The sequence below is a fragment of the Bacillus sp. 007/AIA-02/001 genome (assembly GCF_004634455.1).
GTDB classification, from domain to species: Bacteria; Bacillota; Bacilli; order Bacillales; family Bacillaceae_G; genus Bacillus_A; species Bacillus_A cereus.
On sequence record NZ_SEIY01000004.1, the window covers coordinates 29284 to 51184 of the forward strand.

The following is a 21901-nucleotide window of genomic DNA, read 5'->3' on the forward strand; positions in this document are numbered from 1 at the left end:
TTATTGTTTTCTTCTTCTACCTAATACGAATAATACTCCGCCAACTAAGAATGAAATTCCCGCACCAACTGACATCATCCATGAATGTGCTGCCCCTGTTTTCGGTAATTCTTTTTCTACTTTTACTTGCGGTTCTTTAATTAACTTTTCCAGTCTTACTTCCGGTTTCTCCGGTTTCACTTCTGGTTTCTTCAGATCTTTCGGTTCCTCCGGTTTCACTTCTGGTTCCTTCGGCTCTTTCGGTTCCTCCGGTTTCACTTCTGGTTCTTTCGGCTCTTCCGGTTTCACTTCTGGTTCCTTCGGCTCTTTCGGATCTTCTGGCTTCACTTCTGGTTCTTTTGGTTCTTTCGGTTCCTCCGGTTTCACTTCTGGTTCCTTCGGCTCTTTCGGATCCTCCGGTTTCACTTCTGGTTCCTTCGGTTCTTTCGGCTCTTCCGGCTTCACTTCTGGTTCTTTCGGTTCTTTCGGCTCTTCCGGTTTCACTTCTGGTTCCTTCGGCTCTTTCGGATCCTCTGGTTTCACTTCTGGTTCTTTTGGTTCTTTCGGTTCCTCCGGTTTCACTTCTGGTTCCTTCGACTCTTCCGGCTTCACTTCTGGTTCCTTCGGTTCTTTCGGCTCTTCCGGTTTCACTTCTGGTTCCTTCGGCTCTTCCGGCTTCACTTCTGGTTCCTTCGGTTCTTTCGGCTCTTCCGGTTTCACTTCTGGTTCCTTCGGCTCTTCTGGTATCTTAAGATCTTCTTTTGTTTTCGGTAAAATTGTAACTGTAGGCTCAAGTGGTGGATTTATTTTATCGTCCACTACCGCTCTATTTGTTATCCCTTTACTTGGTGCTGCTTTTACCTTCACTTTAAAAATAATACTACGTTCTTTCGTATCTGTAATTTCTAGATACTTTGCTATTACTTTTCCAAACTCCATTTTTAACTCTATTGGATTTGGTTCAGCCCCTTCAAATCTAATGCTATCTTGCACGTACTCTAAACCGGCTGGAATTTCATCTTCTACCTTTACCTCTGCTAGTTTGCCGTTTTCTACCGTATTTTTGAAACTAATTCGGTATTCTACTTCTTCTCCTAGCTTCGGTTCTTTATTATTTACTGTCTTCGTCGCTTTTAACTTACCATCTTTATATTCTGGCTTTATTGTCGCTGTCGGTTCCATAACTGGATGATCTGGATCATCTACATGAATGATCGCTTTATTTGTTATTTCCTCTCCAACTTTTACTGATTCTTTTACCTTTACTTTAAAGATGATACTTCTTTCTTTCGTATCCGTAATTTCTGGATACTTCACTGTTACTTTTCCATTCTCAACTTTAAGTTCTGTTGGTACAGGCTTATCACCTACGGCCTCCAGACTTTCTTTCACATACTCTAAACCAGACGGAATTTCATCTTCAATCTTTACATCAACTAACTTCCCGCCATCTACTGTGCCGTTAAAAGTAATTCGATATTCGATTTCTTCCCCTAGCTTTGGTTCATGGTTACTTACTTCTTTCCTTGCCTCTAGTTTCCCATCTTTATATTGAGGTGTAATTGGTATAAGTGACTCAACTGGTAGATTTGTCGGATTATTATCATCCACAACCGCCTTGTTTATAATTTCTTTTCCTACTTGTACCGTTTCTTGTACTTTCACTTTAAAGATGATACTTCTTTTTTTCGTATCCGTAATTTCTGGATACTTTGCTGTTACTTTTCCATTCTCAACTTTAAGTTCTACTGGATTTGGTTCCGGCCCATCAGACTTTATACTATCCTGTACGTATTCTAAACCAGCTGGAATTTCGTCCTCTACTTTTACCTCAGTTAGTTTGCCGTTTTCTACCGTATTTTCAAAACTAATTCGATATTCTACTTCTTCTCCTAACTTCGGTTCATGGTTACTCACTGTCTTTTCAGCTTGTAATACACCCTCTTTATGTTGAGGTTGTATCGCGACATTCGGTTTCTCTGGTGGATTTATAGTATCTTCCACAACCGCCGTATTCACAATCGCTTCGCCAATTTTAGCTTTTTCTTTCACTTTTGCTTTAAAGACGATACTTCTTTCTTTCGTATCCGTAATTTCTGGATATTCTGCGAGTACTATGCCGTTTTTCACTTTTACATGCAACGGTTTTGGATTATCCCCCTCAGCTCTTTCGCTACCTTCTACAAACTCTAAACTGTTTGGTAATTCATCCTTAATTTTCACCTTCGCTAATTTTCCGTGCTCAACTACGTTACGGAACGTAATTCGATACTCTACTTCTTCTCCTAATTTTGGAGCTGGGTTATTTACTGTTTTCTCAGCTTTTATTTTTCCATTCTTATACTCCGGTGTAATAATCGCTTCTGGTTTTTGCGGAGGATTCTTCGGATTATCATCATCCACAATTGCCGTATTCACGATTTTCTTCCCGACTTTTACTGCTTCTGTTACTTTTACCTTAAAGATAATGCTACGCTCAGCTGTATCAGTAATATTTTCATACTTCGCTGTAATTTTTCCAGCTTCTTCTTTTAACTCTACCGGATTTGGTTCATTACCTTCTGCTTTTAAACTATCCTTCACATACTCTAATCCATTTGGTAGTTGATCCTCAATTTTCACTTCTGCTAGTTTTCCGTTTTCTACCGTATTTTTAAAACTAATTCGGTACTCTACTTCTTCTCCTAGCTTTGGATCTTTTTTACTTACCTTTTTATTAGCTTTAAATTTACCATCTTTATGCTGCGGTGTAACATCTACTTCTGGTCGCTCTGGTGGATTTTTTGTATCATCAACAATTGCTTTATTTACAATTACCTTGTCCACTTCAACGGAATCTTTCACCTTCACTTTAAAGATAATGCTTCTTTCTTTCATGTCAGTGATATTTTCATACTTCGCACTAACCTTACCAGCTTCTTCTTTCAACTCTACTGGGGCCGGCTTATCACCTTCTGCTTTTAGACTATCTTTCACATACTCTAAACCAAACGGAATTTCATCCTCAATTTTAACCTCTGCCAGTTTTCCATCTTTCACCGTATTATTAAATGAAATTCGATATTCGATTTCTTCACCTAGCTTCGGTTTATGATTATTCACCTTTTTATGAGCAGCAATTTTACCATCTTTATATTGTGGTGTAATTTTTGCTGTCGGATCAATTACTGGATGGTTCGGATCATCAACATGGATAATCGCTTTATTTGTAATGTCCTTCCCTATTGTAACCGAATCTTTTACCTTCACTTTAAAGACAATACTTCTTTCTTGCGTATCCATAATCTCTGAATACTTTGCCATTACCTTACCATTTTCTACTTTCAACTCCACTGGTTTTGGCTCTTCACCTTCAGCTTTTTCGCTTCCTTCTACAAACTCTAATCCAGCTGGAATTTTATCTTCTATTTTTACCTCTGCTAGTTTTCCATCTTTCACCGTGTTATTAAAAATAATTCGATATTCGATTTCCTCACCTAACTTCGGTTCATGATTACTTACTTCTTTTCTTGCCTCAATTTTCCCATCTTTATATTGTGGTGTAATCGGTACATAAGGCTCTTCTGGCAGATTCTTTGTATCATCTACAATTGCCTCATTTACGATTTCTTCTCCCACTTTTACGCTTTCTTTTACCTTCGCTTTAAAGACAATGCTTCTTTCCTCTGTATCTGTAATTTCTGGATACTTTGCCATTACCTTATTATTTTTCACATGTAGCTCTACTGGTTTCGGTTTAGAACCTTCTGCCGTGATACTGCCTTCCACATACTCTAAACCATTTGGTAATGCATCCTTTATATTTACCTCTGCTAGTTTTCCGTTTTCTACCGTGTTTTTAAAACTAATTCGGTATTCTACTTCTTCTCCTAACTTCGGTGTTTCATTATTTACGATTTTCTTCGCTTTAATTTTTCCATCTTTGTGTAATGGTGTAATTTTCGCTTCTGGTTCTTTCGGATCTTTCATATCATCAACAATTGCCTTATTGATGATTTCCTTCCCCACTTCCGCTTCTTCCTTCACCTTTACCTTAAAGACAATACTTCTTTCTTTCATATCCGTAATATTGTCGTATTCAGCAATAACTTTTCCATCTTTCACACTTAACTTTAATGGAGCTGGTTTATCACCTTCAGCCTTTTCGCTGCCTTTTACATACTCTAAACCGTTAGGAATTGTATCCTCTATTATTACCTTTTCTAGTTTTCCGTTTTCTACCGTGTTCTTAAAGCTAATTCGGTATTCTACTTCTTCTCCTAGTTTTGGTGATGAATTATCTACTGTCTTCTTCGAATCAATTATTCCATCCTTATGTTGCGGAGTAATTCTTTCCTCCGGTTCAATCGGTGGATTTTTCGTATCATCAACAATTGCTTTATTGACAATCTCTTTATCTACTTTTAATTCTTCCTTCACCTTTACTTTAAAGACGATACTTCTTTCTTTCATATCCATAATATCGATATACTTAGCTTTGACTATCCCATTTTCAACAGCTAATTCTACTGGTTCAGGTGCTTCTCCTTCGGCCTTGATGCTATTTTCTACATATTCAAGACCTTTTGGAATTGTATCTTCCACTCGCACCTTTTCTAGTTTTCCGTTCTCAACCGTATTATGAAAACTAATGCGGTACTCGATTTCTTCGCCTAACTTTGGCTTCTTATTATTAACTACCTTTGTAGCAGCAATTTCACCTTTTTTACTTTGCGGTGTAATAACAACCTTTGATTCAACAGGCTCATTTTTCGGATCTTTTGCAATTGCTTTATTTACGATTGCCTCCCCTACTTTTGCCGAATCTTTTACTTTCACTTTAAAAACAATACTTCTTTTTTCTGTATCCGTAATTTCTGGATACTTGGCCATTACTTTGCCATCTTCCACTTTTAGTTCTACTGGCTCTGGTTTTATACCTTCAGCTTTCAAACTATCTTTCACGTATTCAACACCTTTAGGTAGTGTATCTTCTACTAGCACCTTTTCTAGTTTTCCGTTTTCTACCGTATTATAAAATGTAATTCGGTATTCCACTTCTTCTCCTAGTTTTGGTGTTTGATTCGTTACGCTTTTTTCTACATCCACTTTACCGTATTTATAATCCGGCGTAATCTTTTCCTCTGGATGCTCAGTTTGTCCATTTGGCTCACTCACAACCGCTTTATTAACAATCGTTTCTCCCGCTTTTGCCTCTTCTTTTACTTTCACTTTAAAGGCGATGCTTCGCTCTTTTGTATCCGTAATCTCTGGATATTTTGCGATTACCTTACCATTCTCTACTTTTAACTCTACTGGATTTGGTTCAGTACCTTCAGCTCTCTCACTGCCTTGAACAAATTCTAAGTTAGCTGGAATTTCATCTTCTATTGTAACTGCATCTAGTTTTCCGTTTTCCACCGTATTTTTAAAGCTAATTTGATATTCAACTTCTTCTCCTAGCTTCGGCTTCTTATTTGTTGCTTTTTTCTTTGCAGCAATTTTACCGGCCTTATGCTGTGGTGTAATCTTCTCTTCTAGATTCTTTGGTGGATTTGTTTTATCTCTAACGGTTGCTTTATTAACAATTTCTTCACCAATTTTTGCAGTTTCTTTTACTTTTGTTTTAAAGACGATACTTCTTTCTTCCATATCCATAATTTCTGGATACTTTGCAATTACTTTTCCATTTTCAAACTTCAGCTCTACTGGCTCTGGTTTTACACCTTCAGCTTTCAAACTATCTTTCACGTATTCAAGACTACTTGGTAATTCGTCTTCAATGGTCAATACATCTAGACGTCCATCTTTTGTCTTATTTTTAAATGTAATACGATACTCTACCTCATCACCTAACTTCGGTGTTTTATTAGAAGCTATTTTTCTCGCCTCTATTTCCCCTGGAACTTCTTTTAGGGTAGTAACCGTAACATTTGCATCGTCCTCAGTTTCATACTTTATCTCGGCACTATCTTGTCCCTTTACAACAACGACATTTTTTACTGTTGTATCTGATTGTACAGAATCTTTCACTTTTACTTTGAATGTAATAACGGTACTTTCACCAGGCTTTAAAACACCGCCGTCTTTAGCATTAGCACCTTCACCAACACGGAAATCAATTTGATTATTTACAAACTCCGCTTCATCATCGCTTGCATCATCTGTTTTATTTCCTTTACTACTTCCAGAAACATATTGAATAGACCCTGGAACATACTCTAAACGGTCATCTAATTTATCAAAACCTTTTACATTCGATACCGGCGCTTGATTATTTTTCGTATCATTTTTCACTTCAATTTGATACGTAAACTCTTCACCAGCTTTAATTTCCTTAACTTCTTTACCGGTACTATCTAATGCCTTTTTATCAACTTGTAAGTTTGGAGCATTATGTTCTGTAACGAATGTGGCGTTGTTTAATACGTAAATATCACCGCCACCACCATATGCTCTAAAACGCATTTTTCCTTCTTTCAAATCATTCTTTACTTGAGTGGGTCCTTCAAGGTGATACGTATGAATATCTGTACTGAAAGAATTTGTCCAATCTGGATTATATCCTGGGTATTTTTTCGTAACAAATTCGTTAGTGCCATCTACTTGTACTTCTGTCATAGATGAGTCATTAACATCATTATCTTTACCTTTAATATTTTTAAACTTTTGATACCCTAACCCAAAATCATACTCTCCATAATCATAGGCATATCCATCATTATCAGCTGGATCACCTTGCGATGAAAAATAACTAAATTTCGCCTTAAAAGCGCCTTCTTTTGGTGTGTTTATTTTATTAACACTAATATCTGTCCAGGCTGTACTTTTTTGAGAGACTAGCCCTTCCCAAATCTTCATGTCTTTTACTGTTTCTTTATAGTTTTCATAAACTAATATAAGATTCCAGTTACCCCAGTAATAGCCGCCACCTGTTACATCTTTAATTTGTGGCACATTTGCAACTGTCAACGTTTGAGAAATACCTTGCTGTGCAATTATATTTGTTACCTCTGCATACGCTACATATCCTGCGCCACTACCTGAGTAATTAGAAATATAAGGTAGATAATCAGCTTTTCTTATGCTATCAGCAGTTACCTCTGCATATTCTTTATTTCCCATTCTCATTTTGACTGGTTGCCTTACTTGATCCTCGGTAACCTTTCTATCAGCGATATTTCCTGGTAACCCCATTGCTGCTGTCCAGAATAAGTAAGCCTTTTTCACTTTACTTCCAGCAGGAATGTTAGGAAATGCACCTGTTGACGAATTAAAAGTACTATCATCGTTATCAACATCAACCGTCATTTTATTCGTTTTATAACCCATACTTTGTCTGCCATAATGATCAGATGTCAAACCAAGCGTCACATTACCAGTCTGTACTAAATTACCAGGAGCAATTGTAGAATACAACGGGTCTCCAAATCCTTGTTTATCTCCTGTTTGGATTTGAACCTTCGAAGCATTTTCTGATGCAGCTTGTACTTCTGCATCACTCTGCTTTACTGCTAAAGGTGATTGCTTTTTCTCTTTTTCTAGTTGCTTCTCAGCCTCAGGTTGTTTTATCTTCTCTATTTCTGTTTTTTGTGCAGATGTATTTTTATCTTCTACAGATACTTTTAATTTTCCATCCACTTCTTTAGTTTTTGAATCAGTTGTTGATCCGATAGCTTTCTTACTACTGTCAGCCTCATCATCGGTATTAGCTTCTAACTTCTCTTCAGAAGGAAGCCCTTCAACATCTACAGACATGTTTCCTATTTGTAGTTGATCCTTTTGCACACTAATTTTTTGCTTATACTCTTTATTAAAATGTTGCGCACGACGAGCTTTTATTAATACAGTCATTTTTTCATGTGATTTTAAATCTTGAATTTTAAGATTAGAAGAAAGAACCTTTCCTCCATTATCTTTTTCCTCTACATAGAAATCCGCTACCTTATTTTCAAGTAACTTCTCTCCGTTTACTTTCATAGATTGCGAAAGAAACTCAATTCCATTGTCATTATTTTGTTTAATTACTAATTCTCGGATTGGTGTATCTCCCGTATTTTCAATCTTATATTGAAATACGTGCTCCCTCTCCGCTACTTCTCCCTTATACATTTCAGCATTCACTTGATCTGCCTTAATTTTCACATCATTTCCTTGTAACTCATCCCAGCTTTTTTTATTTATCTCTGTAGCAAAAGCACTGGGCGAAGGCAATATGATGGATAGAAGAAGTGTGATCATTGTTACGACATTAAAACACTTCAATACTTGCTTCATATTTTCTACCTTTCTCCTTTCTATATACTTGCTATCCGTCTACTAAATTGCAGTAACCCTTTCATTTAGTAGACGAATACATAGCAATATATATCCACTCGCAACAATCCGACCTACGAAAATGTATCGTTGAAATCCCAATGTCAACAATATAAATCTCATAGAATATTACTATTTTAATTTATCAAAAATAGCATATATACCGGACACTTATACAAACCTTTACCATACTTTTAATATAGTAAAAACACCGTGCTGTATAGGTTTATATAACAGTTAAAGGATACTTAAAAATTTTAACATACTCCTCATCCTATTTATACATACAATAGAAAATTTACCATTTTTTAGTTATTTTCAGTTTGTTTTTTATGATTAAAATTTTCTAAAAATAACAATCGTTACATGTAAAAATATGTTATATTAAACAAGAACAAACGTTCTTTTTTTAAAAAAAAAGGAGGAATTTTTTATGCTACACGAACCTATTATCGTAAAAAAAGAAGCTTTCCACGCAATCGGCGTTTCGGTTACGACGACTAATGAAAAAGAGGCATCTACTGAAGGACAAATTCCCGGGCTTTGGAACCGATACTTTCAAGAACAAATGATGCATCACATCCCAAATCAACAAACGAAAGAAACATTCGCTTTCTACTCAAACTACGAATCAGATGAAACCGGTACATATCAATTTACAATCGGTATGCCTGTTTCTTCATTAGAAGACGTTCCTGAAAATATGACAACTTTAACAATACCTGCCGCTACATATGCGGTATTTACAACAAGAAAGGGACCAGTTGCTGAAGTCGTTTGTGAAGCTTGGGAATATATTTGGAAATGGTCGAAAGAAAATAAACGTGCCTTCACAACAGACTTTGAGCTTTACGATGAAAGAGCGTTAGATCCAAACAACGTTCAATTGGATATTTATATTGCGTTAGCCTAAAAAAAGATGCCCATTCGGCATCTTTTTTTGTCGTTAAATAGCTACTGGGCAAATTCATTATTATTGTCTACAATGAGAAAGTGCAGTATAGAAATATTAGAAACTGTATAAAACGATTGTTAATAAGTTTTTTAGTTTAAATTCGTCACATAGAAAGGAAGCAATATGGAGGAACTACAACAAAATAAAACTGCTTTAGAAGGAAGCGGAAAACCGTTATTAAAAAATACGAATTTCCTTTTTCTTTGGGCAGCTACTCTTTTTTCAAGCTTTGCTTTAGCCTTTTTTACTTTTTCACAAACGTGGTACATAGCAAAAACATTAAACCTTGAAGCTTCACTCGGTGTTGTTTTCGTAGCTCTTAGTGTTCCAAGGCTTATTTTTATGATTGTCGGCGGCGCTGTAGCTGATAAATTCCCGAAAAAAAACATTATGTTTTACTCCAATATCATTCGAGCGATTCTTGTCGCAACCATTCTCACATGGTTCATTGTCGGTGATGTAACACTATATACATTTGCTTTATTCGCTTTATTCTTTGGACTTGCTGATGCTTTCTTCTGGTCAGCAGATGGATCTATCTTACCGGAATTGGTAGAAAAAAGCCGGTTAACACAAGCAAATTCGCTTACACAAATGACGAACCAAGCATCGGTCATCTTAGGCCCTGTACTTGGTGGTATTCTCATTAAATTTACGAACTATGAGACAATCTTTTCCATTACGATTTTATTACTGATTGTCGCTGCCATACTCGTTCAAAAAATACAATTTACGATGCCAGAACAAAAAGATACAGATAAAGGTATGTTCACTTCCATTAAAGAAGGAATCTTATATGTAAAGGAATCGCCATTCCTTTCAACTTTCCTTATTTGTAGCGCTTTTTTAAACTTATTTTTAATCGGCCCGATGCAAGTTGGTTTCCCGCTTTTTGTTAAAAACGTTCTGCATGGTGATTCGCTCCATTTTAGTTACTTAGAAGCATCTGTAGGTGGCGGAATGGCAATCGGTGCTGTCATTGTCGGTTTAAAAAATATTAATCGTAGACGCGGTCTATTTTGTATTATCATGATGCTATTGTCTGGTATATTCTTCTTAGCTATCAACTTTAGTACCGTACTTTGGCAAGCACTATTAGCCGGCATGTTTTATGGTATTACAATCGCAATGGCGATTGTACCGCTTATGGCAATGATTCAATCGACAGTAAAAGAAGAAATGATGGGACGCGTAATGAGTTTACTTATGCTATCATCAATGGGCTTTATCCCGCTCTCTTATGCATTCACATCACTTGCACTTGCAATGGGAATTCCAATCGTAACCGTTATGAAAAGTGGTGCAATAGCTGTTATCGTCTTCGTACTATTTGTAGCGATTCGTATTCCAGTTGTAAGGAAGTTCGATTAGCCACTTAGAGTCATGTATTATACGCATGGCTCTTTTTTGAATGGATCAAATAGTGATATTCCCTTACTTCTCCTTAATGCTGCTCCCCATTCTAATCCAACCTCTAAAAATAAATCTCGCACTGTACTGTATAAAAGTGCCCCAATGTCTTTACGAATTTCCCCATATTTATATGCTCTTACAACACTTTTCACGCGCCAAATTAAATTTCCATACACTTCTTCGTCAGCTAATATTTGCTCTAGTAAAACACCTTGTTCTAGTAACCCACTCTTTTTATACGCAAGCTCGACCTTACTCCAAAATATATTAATTTTCTTCGGATTACTCGTCATCGGCACCAGTGCGTATATAAAAGGCTTCGGTATATCATGACGGCAATACGTCTCATCAAGCTCATACGTTCCTTTTCTTTTCTCTTTTATTTATGAAATGTTTTTAGAAAGAATTGTTTTCCCAGCAATTTTTTGCTCATTTTTACTACAGCCAGTTGCATTATCCTCAGTTTTACAAGCGGACATTTTCATACGGTCATCCATGCGGTCAATCGCAGATGTAAGAAATACATATAAGTTCGCACTATACCCGCCGCGTTTATGCCTTTCTTTTGTTGCAACACGCTTTATAATTCCTAGTTCCTCTAACTTTGCAATTGAACGGCGTACTGTACGAATACTCTTTCCAACATTCGTCGCAATCGTCCCCATTAATGGACAAGCGACTCCTACTGTTTTTTGTTTCTCATTCACCGCATATTTTCCTAAAAAATGAATAATGATAGAATCAGTTTTATTCAATTGAAATCGGTAGCACTTCAAAACTTGTTTTTGATATGTATTAAACTCTTCTTTACTTCGAAATTCACTATATGGTTTCATTAAATTATATAAGCTTCCCATTTATATCACCTCATTTATAAGTAAGAGGCAGGAAGCGAAATTGGCGTGATAGTTAATATTTTTTAATGGAGATGAAAATATGATCGTAATTAGCGCTTGTTTAGGTGGGATTGCTTGCCGTTATGACGGGAATGACAATCTTGTTTCAAAAATAGAGGAGCTTCTGCAAAAAGAAGATACAGTCCTCATTTGCCCTGAAGTATTAGGAGGACTACCAACACCTCGTCCTTCCGCTGAAATTATTGGCGGGAATGGCGACGACGTTTTAGACGGAAAAGCGAAAGTGATAACAAAAAATGGTGAAGATGTCACAGCAGCTTTCGTAAATGGTGCTTATAAAGCATTAGAACAAATTAAAGATTTACACCCAGAATATATTATTTTAAAAGAACGCAGCCCATCTTGTGGTAGTTCTACGATTTACACTGGAGAATTTAAAGGTAATAAGCAAACTGGTTTCGGAGTGACAACTGCTTTATTTAAAAGACACGGATTTAAAGTCATTTCAGAAGAAGAATTTGAAAACAAAAAAAGGAATTGACCCTGTTCGTCAATTCCTTTTTATCTGTCTTATTTCACACTTAGTTTTTCTTTCACTTTCGCTGGAAGCTCGTCTTTTTTCACTTCTTCCCAAGCTGTTACACCTTTTTTATCTGAGTGGTATACGCGTAGGAATGCTTCTTTACGAAGATTTTTTTGAGCTATGAATTCTAATTCTTTCTCTTTACCGTCTTTATCAAAGCCAGTCAGCTTATATTCATAATCTTTAAATTTCTGCCCATTACTAGCTTTACTATCAAATTCTTTTCCATCTACTGTAATTTGAACATAATACTCATCTTTACCCATACGGTTTAAATCACAACCAACTAACAAACTTGCAAATACAACTAAAATACTAAATAGTGCAATGTATCTTTTCATTTCCTTCACCTCATATGTTTTTTCTTATATTCTTATCTTAAAGCCCGGAGCTTAAAGAAGAAATTCAAAAACATGACATGAACATTACACTTTTGTAAGATAATAATTATTTCTTCACTTTAGAAATTGTCATTCCATTAAGCTTCTGTATAACGTTTTTGTTTCTCACGCTCATCAGCTACACTACCGCCAATAACGTCTTTCACGCCAATTTCGCCACTTATCACGTAGTTTCCTTATACCGTTTATTACGCCTTCTATTATGCCCTCAATTATAATCTCTATTACAAGATATCTCACTAAACTAATAATAGGTTTAATTACGTATCTCCCTATAAATTCAAGAATATCCTCCATCATATTTTCCTCCTTCTTTTAAAAGGAAGCTGCTACTCCTCCGCGTCCAGTTACAATTTCTGCCCTACTGCGGTATATATCAACAAAGATAATACGACAACAACATCCACGATAACGCTATTGAATTTGGAAGAAACTTCGGTAAATACTAATACTGTAGTTAACATGGCTAAGAGAATTATTTTTTCACCTATATTCGGAGATGCTCCCAAAAACTTTATAAAATCAAAGACAACTTTACTACAATTCTTCCCGTAACTAATTTATTATCGTGGTAAACCGTCTTCCACTACATCCGTAACAGTTCCATTCGGTTCAAAGATTACACGTAATGATCCTTCTCCACCATAACCAGTATAGTCATATACTGAATAAGATTTATATTTCTCAATCACATGTGGCTGTCCAATTGCAGCTTTTACCTGATTCGCGGGCATACCTTTTTTGATTTTCAAATAATGATTGTAACTTACTGCTGCCGAATTGTTATTTACATCTTTATACCACGGTACACGATCGTTTTTTTCTTCATATTCCTTTACAGGCCCTTCACTACGTTTCGTAAATACCTGATTCTCTTTATCTGTATCTTTATCTTCATCCTTTATAGCAGTACGTTCAATGTTTACAACATAACCATATGTATTTAATTCAACCATAATTTCATATGTACCATCCGTATCTTTTTCAGTATAAAATACGCGTTTTTCATGGTTATTATAATGTTTTATGTTCTCACCACCATAGTCAATCGTATTAAGAATATCCGTATACGTCATCCCTTCCTCAATCTTTTGAGATTCATCATGAGAAATATAATGCTTTTGTGATGATGGTGCATCCTCATTTTTAATACTTTCACGTTTGCTCGTAGTCATAGGTGTTTTCTTCTGATCTTTTAGTACTTCACCTTCCGCCTTCGCTGGTTGCTTTGCTCCTGCTTTTGTTAATACGTCTGTATCGCTAGAACAAGCTCCAAAAATCGATACTGTAGTCAACGCCATCCCTACTATAAGTACTCTCTTAAATGACTTCACTCTAATCCCCCCGGTGTTTTTTATATCTAATAATCAACGTATTTTAATTAATACGGAACTATTCAGTTCTATACAATTTGCTATAGCCTTCTCGCTCATGCACCTTTTTTGTATAAAGTGAAACTTTAATCAGCCCTCGCCAATCATCTTCGTTACAAATATTAACATTAAATATAACTAATAAATAGTATATTTTTGCTAATCATTTACATTTTTTCTACATAATCTTATCTTAAAATGAACAATATGAATCTCGAATTCACAGCATTAATCATATATACCATATATAATAACATTTAAATTAATATCTAGATTAACTTTACATACATTTCCTGTTTTAACGCAAAAAGAAAAGACCTTTCTAACGATTTTATTCTATCGCTAAAAAGGTCTTTCTCTATTTCTGCTAAAAACTTAGCACTCTTCTGGCTTACCAGCATTCGATGCTGTACGGAAAGATGATCCACATCCGCATGATGCGATTGCGTTTGGATTGTCGATTGTGAATCCGCCGCCAAGCATAGATTGTTTATAGTCAATTTTTACTCCTTTAACAATTGGAGCACTTTCTGTATCGATAACAAATTCAACACCGAAAAACTCAAGCACTGTGTCGTCTTCTTTTGGTTCTACTTCAAATCCTAAGCCGTAAGAAAGACCGCTACATCCGCCGCCGTGTACAGCAAGGCGCACATACTTCTCTCCATCTTCAGCATCTTTTAACATATCTTTAATTTGAAAAGCTGCTTGTTCTGTTACTTCAATCATGAAATACACCTTCCTTTCTGTTCTTAGTTCATTATACATCTTTACGCTTCTATCTTGTACTCATACACTCCGCGGCAAATTACTTCCGCAGGTCCTTTCATCAACACGTTTCCTTCTTCAGTCCACGCAATCATTAAATCGCCGCCAGCTAAATGGACTGTAATTTCCTTACCACGTTCCATCTTTCCATTTAAAATAGCAGCTACAACTGCAGCGCACGCTCCTGTTCCGCAAGCTTGCGTTACACCAGATCCACGTTCCCAAACGCGGAAGTTCATCTCGTCATTATTCAAAATTTCGATAAACTCAACATTTACTCGCTCTGGGAACATTTCATGTGTCTCGAGAACTGGTCCAAGTGTTGTAAGAGGTGCTTTTTCTACATCATCAACAAAAATAACCGCATGCGGATTTCCCATTGAAACAGCTGTAAATGCATAACGATGATTATTGTATAAGAAGTTTTCACGAATAAATGGTGTTTCACCTTCACCAAGCATCGGTATTTCTGCACGTGTTAGACGAGGTGCTCCCATATCGATTTTTGCTAATGTCACGACACCATCTTCTACTGTTACTTCAGCCGTTACAATACCAGCTAACGTTTCAATTGTGAAAACTGTTTCTTCTACTAGTTTATGCTCATACGCATATTTCGCTACGCAGCGTAAACCGTTACCACAGCTCTTTCCTTCAGAACCATCATTATTAAACATACGCATCTTCACCGGAGCTACGTCTGAAGGGCAAATTAAAATCATCCCGTCTGCTCCAATACCAGTATTAATATTTGAAACCTTTTCGGCCACAAGGGCTAAATCTTCTTCAGGAATTTGCTCTTCAAACATATTTACATATATATAACTATTGCCAAGGCCATGCATTTTTGTAAAAGAAAATTGGCTCATTTATATTCACTCCAAAAATAATTTGTTATGTTAAGTATAAAATGCATGCTTTTAGAACACAATATGAATGTCCCCCGTTTCTCATATTTGACAACGTTTGGCGATGAGCCACTCTTACACAATTTGTGTAAGAAAAAAGCCCTTCTAAAAAGGGCCTTTTTTTATTTATCCTACTATTTTCGATTGGGGAAGACTAATACTCAGTATTAGTCTTCCCCACGAAATAAAGTTTTATCTAATGAAAAAGGTGCTACTAATTCGCAACACCTTAAAACATTGGATTTTCATCCAAATACTCATATACATTATTAACAAGCTCTTCTACTGTTGCACCTTGTACAACTTCACCATTTACAAGTGCAAATGGTCCTTCAAAACAAATGCCACAATATCCTAAACAACCATACTCCATTACATCTAAATTCGGATCTTTTTCTAATTTTTCTAGAGCTGCTTGTGAACCACTTGCAAGGTTACCTACACAAAATTCAATTAATGGTTTAATCAAAATTCTCCCCCCTGTACTACAAAACAAATTACCTTTTCACTTTATCTATAAGAAGAAAACTAAGCTGTTTCTTGTTGTTTTCGTTACACAGTCTAAACTATTTAGTTACTTCATTACTTCACTTCAAAGTAGATGATTTCTTCTATATAACATGCTACTTACAATGAAAGAGTAACTTAAAAAGAAAAACAGTTTACTTTTCTTCTTATTGTACAACAGAGTATTCATTCATGCATTGTTATTTGTTCACAAATTCGATATAATTTGATTGAGTAAAGTCAAAATATTTTATTAATATAAAATTTTATGATTAGGGGATATTTCAACAGAAAAGGGGTAATCCATCATGAAACACCTCGTAATACTAGGTGGGGGCTACGGTGGAATGAGAATTCTGCAAAGGCTACTTCCAAGCAACCAACTTCCAGATGATGTACAAGTGACATTAATCGACAAAGTACCATATCATTGCTTCAAAACTGAATATTATGCATTAGTTGCGGGTACTATTTCAGAAACGCATATTCGTATACCGTTTCCTGAACACCCACGCCTCAATATTCAATACGGCACAGTAACAAATATTGACCTCGAAGAAAAAGCTGTTCATCTTGATGGCGGCGAAGCGATCCAATATGATGATTTAATTATCGGACTTGGCTGTGAAGATAAATATCATAACGTTCCTGGAGCTAGAGAATATACACATAGTCTACAATCAATTGAACAAACACGTAAGACATATGAACAATTAAATAGTCTAGAACCAAATGCAACAGTAGCTGTCGTTGGTGCTGGCTTAAGTGGCGTTGAAGTAGCAAGTGAACTTCGTGAAAGCCGTTCTGATTTAAAAATCTATTTATTTGATCGAAAAGATAGAATTTTATTCCCATATCCAGAGAAATTAAGTAGATACGTAGAAGAATGGTTTGTAAAGCATAAAGTTAACATTATACGAAACTCTAACATTACAAAAGTAGAACCAAATATTGTGTACAACCACGATGAACCACTTGAATGTGATGCAATCGTCTGGACAGCTGGTATTCAAGCAAATGAAGTTGTTCGAAACCTTCCAGTTGAACAAGATGGTAGCGGACGGGTTGTCTTAACTAAATATCATAATATTCCAAATAACGATCATGTTTACGTTGTAGGAGATTGCGCAGCACTTCCACATGCACCATCTGCCCAACTGGCTGAAGGTCAAGGAGAACAAATTGTCCAAATATTATTAAAACGTTGGAATAATGAACCACTCCCGGATGAACTACCTGTTATTAAATTAAAAGGTGTTCTAGGATCTCTTGGTAAGAAGCACGGCTTTGGTTTACTAGCAAACCAACCATTAATGGGACGTGTACCGAGATTATTAAAATCTGGTCTTCTTTGGATGTACAAATATCATAAAGGTTAATACCTTACAGGCTGTCTACTATGTAGGCAGCCTCTTTGCATCAGTTTTTAAAAATTATCAGACACATCTTTCTCAATATTTATAATGATTTATTTTTCATTTTTATATTAAAAAATATTGATAAACATTGTATGCTATTTGTAAGTTGTTTTATTACTTCCTTTAAGACCGAGTTCATTCGGTCTTATTTTTTATGTGATAAATACTTTTGTAGGAGGCATTACATTCCACTTATGAACTTATCGAAACTAAACAATCGAATAGAAGCGAAAAAGAAAGAGCTAATCTATCTCGTTGAACGATACGGATTCACTCATGATAAAGTGATTTCTTTCAGCCAAGAATTAGATCGTTTACTTAACTTATTAATAAAACTCAAGACGAAGAAAAAACGTTGTTCGTTATAACCATTTTCCCCTCTTTCTTTGATACGATATAACTAGAATCAGAAAGGAGCGATTTATGTTTATATTAAAAGACGTTATATATAAAGATATACTACACATTCCTTATTTACAGATTCAAAAAGAAAAGATTACTTGTATTATCGGTGAAAGCGGAAGCGGAAAAAGCACATTACTTCGCATGTTAAACGATTTACAATCCCCAACATCCGGTACAATTGAATATAACGGAAAGTTAATTTCTGATTATTACCCTATTCAATTACGTCGTGACGTAGTTATGCTTGGGCAAACTCCACCTATTTTTGATGGAACCGTTAAAGACAACCTATTAATGGGACTTCGTCTTTCTGAAAAACCATTTCCAAATGATGATGCCCTGCGGAGTGCATTACAAACCGTTAGCTTAGACAAGCAATTAGAAGATAGCACCTCCTCATTATCCGGCGGTGAAAAACAAAGACTTGCCTTTGCACGTATCGTACTTATGGATCCGCCTGTCTATTTATTAGATGAACCCACTTCAGCATTAGACAGTGATACAGAACGCCGCGTTATGAAACAATTTACTGAACTAGCACGAAAAAAGAAAAAAACAGTTATCTTCATCACACACTCGCAACAACTTCCAGAAGAAATTGCAGACGATATTATTGAAATTAGCAAAACAAAGGGTGCAACTAGAAAGGAAGTGCTCTCAGTTGAAGGGCGTTATTGAACTCCAAATTTGGCAACTTGCAGCTGCCTATATTTTCATTCTTATTTTAATTGGACTTGTAAAATTAAAAGGAATACCTCGCGAAAAACAAATCGCGCTCGCAACATTCCGTATGACGATTCAGCTCGTACTTGTTGCATATGTCCTTACATACGTATTTGAAAACAGTAATCCATTTTATACAATCGCTCTCATCACTTCTATTACTACCTTTGCAATTTTTAATATTTATAAACGGGTTAACATCCCAATGTCTAAAGAATTAAAACGAGTAGCCGCCCTTTCCATGATCGCCGGATCAATTGGACCACTTCTACTATTTATCTTTGTTATTATCGGTCATGACCCTTGGTATGCTCCGCAATATATCGTCCCTATTACAGGAATGTTAGTTGGGAATGCCATGACTGGTGTTTCTCTTGGTGCAAATACGTTCTTAAACAATATGAAATCGCAAAGAGGTCAAATTGAAGGTGCACTTATGCTCGGCGCAACACCGAAAGAAGCAGCTGCTCCGCTCATTCGAGACGCTTTTGACTCTGCTATTTTACCAACAATTAATTCTATGGTCGGAATGGGAATTATAAGCTTACCAGGCATGATGACTGGTCAAATATTATCCGGTGTATCACCATTCACAGCCATTCAATATCAAATCGCCATCATACTCGGTATTTCTGGAAGTACTGCCTTTGCTGTCATTATCTTTTTACAGCTTGGATATAAAACGTTCTTTAATAAGCGATGTCAGTTGAAAGAGGTTGACTATGATGCGAGGTAAATCGTAACTTTCGCTCAGTAAATGATGCATCGTTCTCGGTGAGTGAAATTATATTAACGATTTTTTCAATATATCTATCATAACTTGCAATATATCAACGATTTTTCAAATATATCTATCATAACTCAGAATATATCAACGATTTTGTACGAAATATCGATTTACCGACAAAAAGTGACATAATAAAAAGAGGAGGCTATTCGCCTCCTCTTCTATTTACTTATGCCTTCTTAACGAACTGTGATTTTAACTTCATAGCTCCGAAACCGTCGATTTTGCAATCGATATCGTGATCGCCATCAACTAGACGGATACTCTTTACTTTCGTACCGATCTTCACAACTGAAGAAGTTCCTTTTACTTTTAAATCTTTAATAACAGTAACAGCGTCGCCATCTTGAAGAACGTTTCCGTTCGCATCTTTTACAACTTTTGCACCATCATTATTTTCAGCTTCTGCTTCTTGGCCCCACTCATGAGCACATTCTGGACATACGAAAAGAACGCCATCCTCATACGTATATTCTGAATTACATTTTGGACAATTTGGTAAAGTAGCCATAAATTCATTTCCTCCGTTCATTATTTATACGTAAAAATCAAAATTGATGTTTACATCTCGATAAATAAAATTTGTATAGCATTTCTTTATAGTGCCATAGTCTCACGTTATTGACAACCCTACCTCAAATTCTCATTTTTTATTGTATTTTACAAAATTTCAATTTGTATGCCGTTTTTCTATTTGCTCTTCTACTAATTTTAAAAATCTTCGTTGTGCATTTTTATTTTTTACGAGCAATCGAACTCTTAGCTTACTTTGTAAATATGAGCGAACTTTGTAGTTCGTAATAAATAACTTTCGATACTTCTCGTCTTCATATATCATTCGAAACCATTCATACTGCTGCAAGTAACGTATGTTAACATCAATCTTTTTCGTGTGTAAACCCGTACTTAAACTAATAGATCCTATTAGAGCTTCTATTCATGCTGAAATCATTGCTCTCCCCCTAATAAACAAAAGAAGAACCTTCACAAGATTCTTCTTTTCAAAATGAACGAGTTCTCTCTAGAAACCCAAATTATTTTCTTCAATGTAAATTTGATATTCTTCCACTTCTTCTTCACTTAACTTCTTATTATTTTCATATACCTCTTGCCACTCGAAATAATCTTCATCGAAATAAACAGCAAATTTAATTTTCACGTTTTTCTTCTCTGTATAATCATAACCAGTAAACTCTACTACGTCATAATCTTTTTCTTTCTTCACAAACTTCCAAGTTGGATTATCAGTCATAATCTCTAACGTAACCCCTTCACCACTTGAACGAACAACGTTTTTAATATTCGGTTCAGTTGGTAAAAAGGACAGCCCGAACGCAGCTAACCCAAACACAATCCCGACTATAATCTGTAAACCAATCATACCAGCAATACTCACGCCACCCTTTGATTGTAAGAAATACGCCTTCTCATGATCAGACGCATCTTCTCCCTTACGAAAAACACGAACAGCATGCTTATAATATAAACGGTTTCCTTGCCATCCAGTAAATATCATCATTCCTAATTGAAGAGCTAAACTAAATGTTACATAAATCCCATCTGGAATATCTATAAAAGGGGGTATAAATATACTAGGTATAGCCAATAACGCAAATATAATAAATAACTTATACATTTTTCGATAAGCTAACCAAAAAGTTGGGAAGAAAAAGGCTACCCAATTCCATGTATTCCCTTGCGCTGGATTTTCTACTTTCCCCCACTTAAAGTCATAATAAGCTGTATTCTTTTGAACAACTTTATGTAATTCTTGTGGAGAAATCGTTTCTTTTAAAACAGTGTCCTTCACGTACATCATCCTTTTCTTATTTCTATATACATTTATTGTATATGCACAAAATGAAGGAATCTAACAAAAAGTACACATATTTCATAAAAATGAACGGAAATCGAATATATTCCGACAATTATCCGTTTCTTATTTCATTTTACTTTTAAATATATTAAAATAATCATGTATCATATATTTAATACACTAAGTTAATTATTTTATATATTCACTAAAAAGGATGCATCAAAATCATTTTTATACATCTTTTTTAGTGAATATATACTACTATTTTAAAACAAACATCTCGACTTAAAAGAGCTCACAAATTAGCCTTCTACTATTTCAAACATATTTCCACTTACACAACTCATGAATAGTTCATTATTAACTTCCTCTGCATAATGTTTCACATGAAACTATCAACATTCCGGGTTACCTTTCTACTATTTTCGACTGGTTTCAAACGTGGACATCTTATGAAAATTTAGTGGAAATAAATATACATTCCATTACTCCGGTACTAGCTGTCGTTCCAATATTAGAAGAAAAAGCGTTTCTACTTCTTACCTGTTTTTCTTTCTACAAATTAAAACAGTACGAACAAGCTAATCACTATTTACAGCAATATTTACATTGCGCCGTGCATCTGAATACCGAGGAAAAAGAGCCCGTATTCTTTCATGAAATTGATATGTATATAAAAAAACTAGTAGAAAGTGCAATGTAATTTCACATTG

General features: G+C 35.6%; 16 protein-coding genes and 3 pseudogenes. 8 read left to right on the forward strand and 11 right to left on the reverse strand.

What is annotated here, in order from left to right; all coding sequences use genetic code 11:
- Window positions 1-8235 (reverse strand): isopeptide-forming domain-containing fimbrial protein, encoded by an 8235-nt coding sequence (locus tag ES895_RS11785; protein WP_135238363.1) that lies wholly within the window; start codon window positions 8233-8235, stop codon window positions 1-3.
- Between the two features lie 472 nt (window positions 8236-8707).
- On the opposite strand from ES895_RS11785, the gene ES895_RS11790 reads away from it, so the two are divergent.
- A complete protein-coding gene (locus ES895_RS11790; protein ID WP_065702943.1) occupies window positions 8708-9187 on the forward strand; it encodes a GyrI-like domain-containing protein in 480 nt (159 codons plus the stop codon).
- 165 nt (window positions 9188-9352) lie between these two features.
- On the forward strand, window positions 9353-10600 hold the full coding sequence (locus ES895_RS11795) for an MFS transporter (protein WP_098022390.1): 1248 nt from the start codon (window positions 9353-9355) through the stop codon (window positions 10598-10600).
- Between the two features lie 17 nt (window positions 10601-10617).
- Here the strand turns inward: ES895_RS11795 and ES895_RS11800 are convergent.
- Window positions 10618-11499 (reverse strand): annotated as a pseudogene (locus ES895_RS11800) (helix-turn-helix domain-containing protein).
- 79 nt (window positions 11500-11578) lie between these two features.
- Between ES895_RS11800 and ES895_RS11805 the strand changes: the two are divergent.
- Window positions 11579-12040 (forward strand): 2-thiouracil desulfurase family protein, encoded by a 462-nt coding sequence (locus tag ES895_RS11805; protein WP_135238364.1) that lies wholly within the window; start codon window positions 11579-11581, stop codon window positions 12038-12040.
- A gap of 29 nt (window positions 12041-12069) precedes the next feature.
- Here ES895_RS11805 and ES895_RS11810 read toward each other — a convergent pair whose 3' ends face one another.
- The 6 genes and pseudogenes from ES895_RS11810 to ES895_RS11830 all read right to left on the reverse strand — a co-directional run bounded on the left by ES895_RS11810 (window position 12070) and on the right by ES895_RS11830 (window position 16001).
- Complete coding sequence (locus ES895_RS11810) at window positions 12070-12423, reverse strand: YxeA family protein (RefSeq protein ID WP_000833145.1); 354 nt, start codon at window positions 12421-12423, stop codon at window positions 12070-12072.
- A gap of 143 nt (window positions 12424-12566) precedes the next feature.
- Window positions 12567-12635, reverse strand: a pseudogene (locus tag ES895_RS29720) (methyltransferase); the annotation flags it as partial.
- Window positions 12636-13046: 411 nt separating this feature from the next.
- Entirely contained in the window at window positions 13047-13817 is a 771-nt protein-coding gene (locus ES895_RS11815; protein WP_109102941.1) for a hypothetical protein, read from the reverse strand.
- A 414-nt stretch (window positions 13818-14231) separates the two neighbouring features.
- A complete protein-coding gene (locus ES895_RS11820) occupies window positions 14232-14585 on the reverse strand; it encodes a HesB/IscA family protein (protein WP_000573825.1) in 354 nt (117 codons plus the stop codon).
- 41 nt (window positions 14586-14626) lie between these two features.
- On the reverse strand, window positions 14627-15493 hold the full coding sequence (gene dapF, locus ES895_RS11825; protein ID WP_000077397.1) for a diaminopimelate epimerase: 867 nt from the start codon (window positions 15491-15493) through the stop codon (window positions 14627-14629).
- 268 nt (window positions 15494-15761) lie between these two features.
- Window positions 15762-16001 carry a YuzB family protein gene (locus tag ES895_RS11830; RefSeq protein WP_000595026.1) on the reverse strand — a complete coding sequence of 80 codons (240 nt, stop codon included), beginning with the start codon at window positions 15999-16001 and terminating at the stop codon, window positions 15762-15764.
- A gap of 346 nt (window positions 16002-16347) precedes the next feature.
- On the opposite strand from ES895_RS11830, the gene ES895_RS11835 reads away from it, so the two are divergent.
- The 4 genes from ES895_RS11835 (at window position 16348) to ES895_RS11850 (ending at window position 19321) form a co-directional block, all read left to right on the forward strand.
- The gene (locus ES895_RS11835) at window positions 16348-17418 is read left to right on the forward strand and encodes an NAD(P)/FAD-dependent oxidoreductase (RefSeq protein ID WP_000682077.1); all 1071 of its coding nucleotides are present in this window, start codon (window positions 16348-16350) and stop codon (window positions 17416-17418) included.
- Between the two features lie 233 nt (window positions 17419-17651).
- Entirely contained in the window at window positions 17652-17825 is a 174-nt protein-coding gene (locus ES895_RS11840) for an aspartyl-phosphate phosphatase Spo0E family protein (protein ID WP_001054089.1), read from the forward strand.
- 55 nt (window positions 17826-17880) lie between these two features.
- Window positions 17881-18540, forward strand: a complete 660-nt coding sequence (locus ES895_RS11845; protein ID WP_000470265.1) for an ABC transporter ATP-binding protein — start codon at window positions 17881-17883, stop codon at window positions 18538-18540.
- On the forward strand, window positions 18524-19321 hold the full coding sequence (locus ES895_RS11850) for an ABC transporter permease (RefSeq protein ID WP_000679246.1): 798 nt from the start codon (window positions 18524-18526) through the stop codon (window positions 19319-19321). The genes ES895_RS11845 and ES895_RS11850 overlap by 17 nt, the downstream gene beginning before the upstream one ends.
- A gap of 220 nt (window positions 19322-19541) precedes the next feature.
- On the opposite strand, the gene phnA is transcribed toward ES895_RS11850, so the two are convergent.
- The 3 genes from phnA to ES895_RS11860 all read right to left on the reverse strand — a co-directional run bounded on the left by phnA (window position 19542) and on the right by ES895_RS11860 (window position 21191).
- On the reverse strand, window positions 19542-19883 hold the full coding sequence (phnA, locus tag ES895_RS11855; protein WP_000212737.1) for an alkylphosphonate utilization operon protein PhnA: 342 nt from the start codon (window positions 19881-19883) through the stop codon (window positions 19542-19544).
- Between the two features lie 159 nt (window positions 19884-20042).
- Window positions 20043-20309, reverse strand: a complete 267-nt coding sequence (locus tag ES895_RS29725; RefSeq protein WP_224765022.1) for a hypothetical protein — start codon at window positions 20307-20309, stop codon at window positions 20043-20045.
- Window positions 20310-20393: 84 nt separating this feature from the next.
- Window positions 20394-21191 (reverse strand): DUF2628 domain-containing protein, encoded by a 798-nt coding sequence (locus ES895_RS11860; RefSeq protein WP_114159709.1) that lies wholly within the window; start codon window positions 21189-21191, stop codon window positions 20394-20396.
- Window positions 21192-21558: 367 nt separating this feature from the next.
- Here ES895_RS11860 and ES895_RS30105 point away from each other — a divergent pair.
- Window positions 21559-21891: pseudogene (locus ES895_RS30105) on the forward strand (DUF4304 domain-containing protein); the annotation flags it as partial.
- Window positions 21892-21901: the final 10 nt, after the last annotated feature.

Excerpts from the sequence above, each read along its gene's own strand:
- ES895_RS11785 (WP_135238363.1), bottom strand. The coding sequence starts at position 8,235 with ATGAAGCAAGTATTGAAGTGTTTTAATGTCGTAACAATGATCACACTT.
- ES895_RS11790 (WP_065702943.1), top strand. The coding sequence starts at position 8,708 with ATGCTACACGAACCTATTATCGTAAAAAAAGAAGCTTTCCACGCAATC.
- ES895_RS11795 (WP_098022390.1), top strand. The coding sequence starts at position 9,353 with ATGGAGGAACTACAACAAAATAAAACTGCTTTAGAAGGAAGCGGAAAA.
- ES895_RS11805 (WP_135238364.1), top strand. The coding sequence starts at position 11,579 with ATGATCGTAATTAGCGCTTGTTTAGGTGGGATTGCTTGCCGTTATGAC.
- ES895_RS11810 (WP_000833145.1), bottom strand. The coding sequence starts at position 12,423 with ATGAAAAGATACATTGCACTATTTAGTATTTTAGTTGTATTTGCAAGT.
- ES895_RS11820 (WP_000573825.1), bottom strand. The coding sequence starts at position 14,585 with ATGATTGAAGTAACAGAACAAGCAGCTTTTCAAATTAAAGATATGTTA.
- dapF (WP_000077397.1), bottom strand. The coding sequence starts at position 15,493 with ATGAGCCAATTTTCTTTTACAAAAATGCATGGCCTTGGCAATAGTTAT.
- ES895_RS11835 (WP_000682077.1), top strand. The coding sequence starts at position 16,348 with ATGAAACACCTCGTAATACTAGGTGGGGGCTACGGTGGAATGAGAATT.
- ES895_RS11840 (WP_001054089.1), top strand. The coding sequence starts at position 17,652 with ATGAACTTATCGAAACTAAACAATCGAATAGAAGCGAAAAAGAAAGAG.
- ES895_RS11845 (WP_000470265.1), top strand. The coding sequence starts at position 17,881 with ATGTTTATATTAAAAGACGTTATATATAAAGATATACTACACATTCCT.
- phnA (WP_000212737.1), bottom strand. The coding sequence starts at position 19,883 with ATGGCTACTTTACCAAATTGTCCAAAATGTAATTCAGAATATACGTAT.
- ES895_RS11860 (WP_114159709.1), bottom strand. The coding sequence starts at position 21,191 with ATGATGTACGTGAAGGACACTGTTTTAAAAGAAACGATTTCTCCACAA.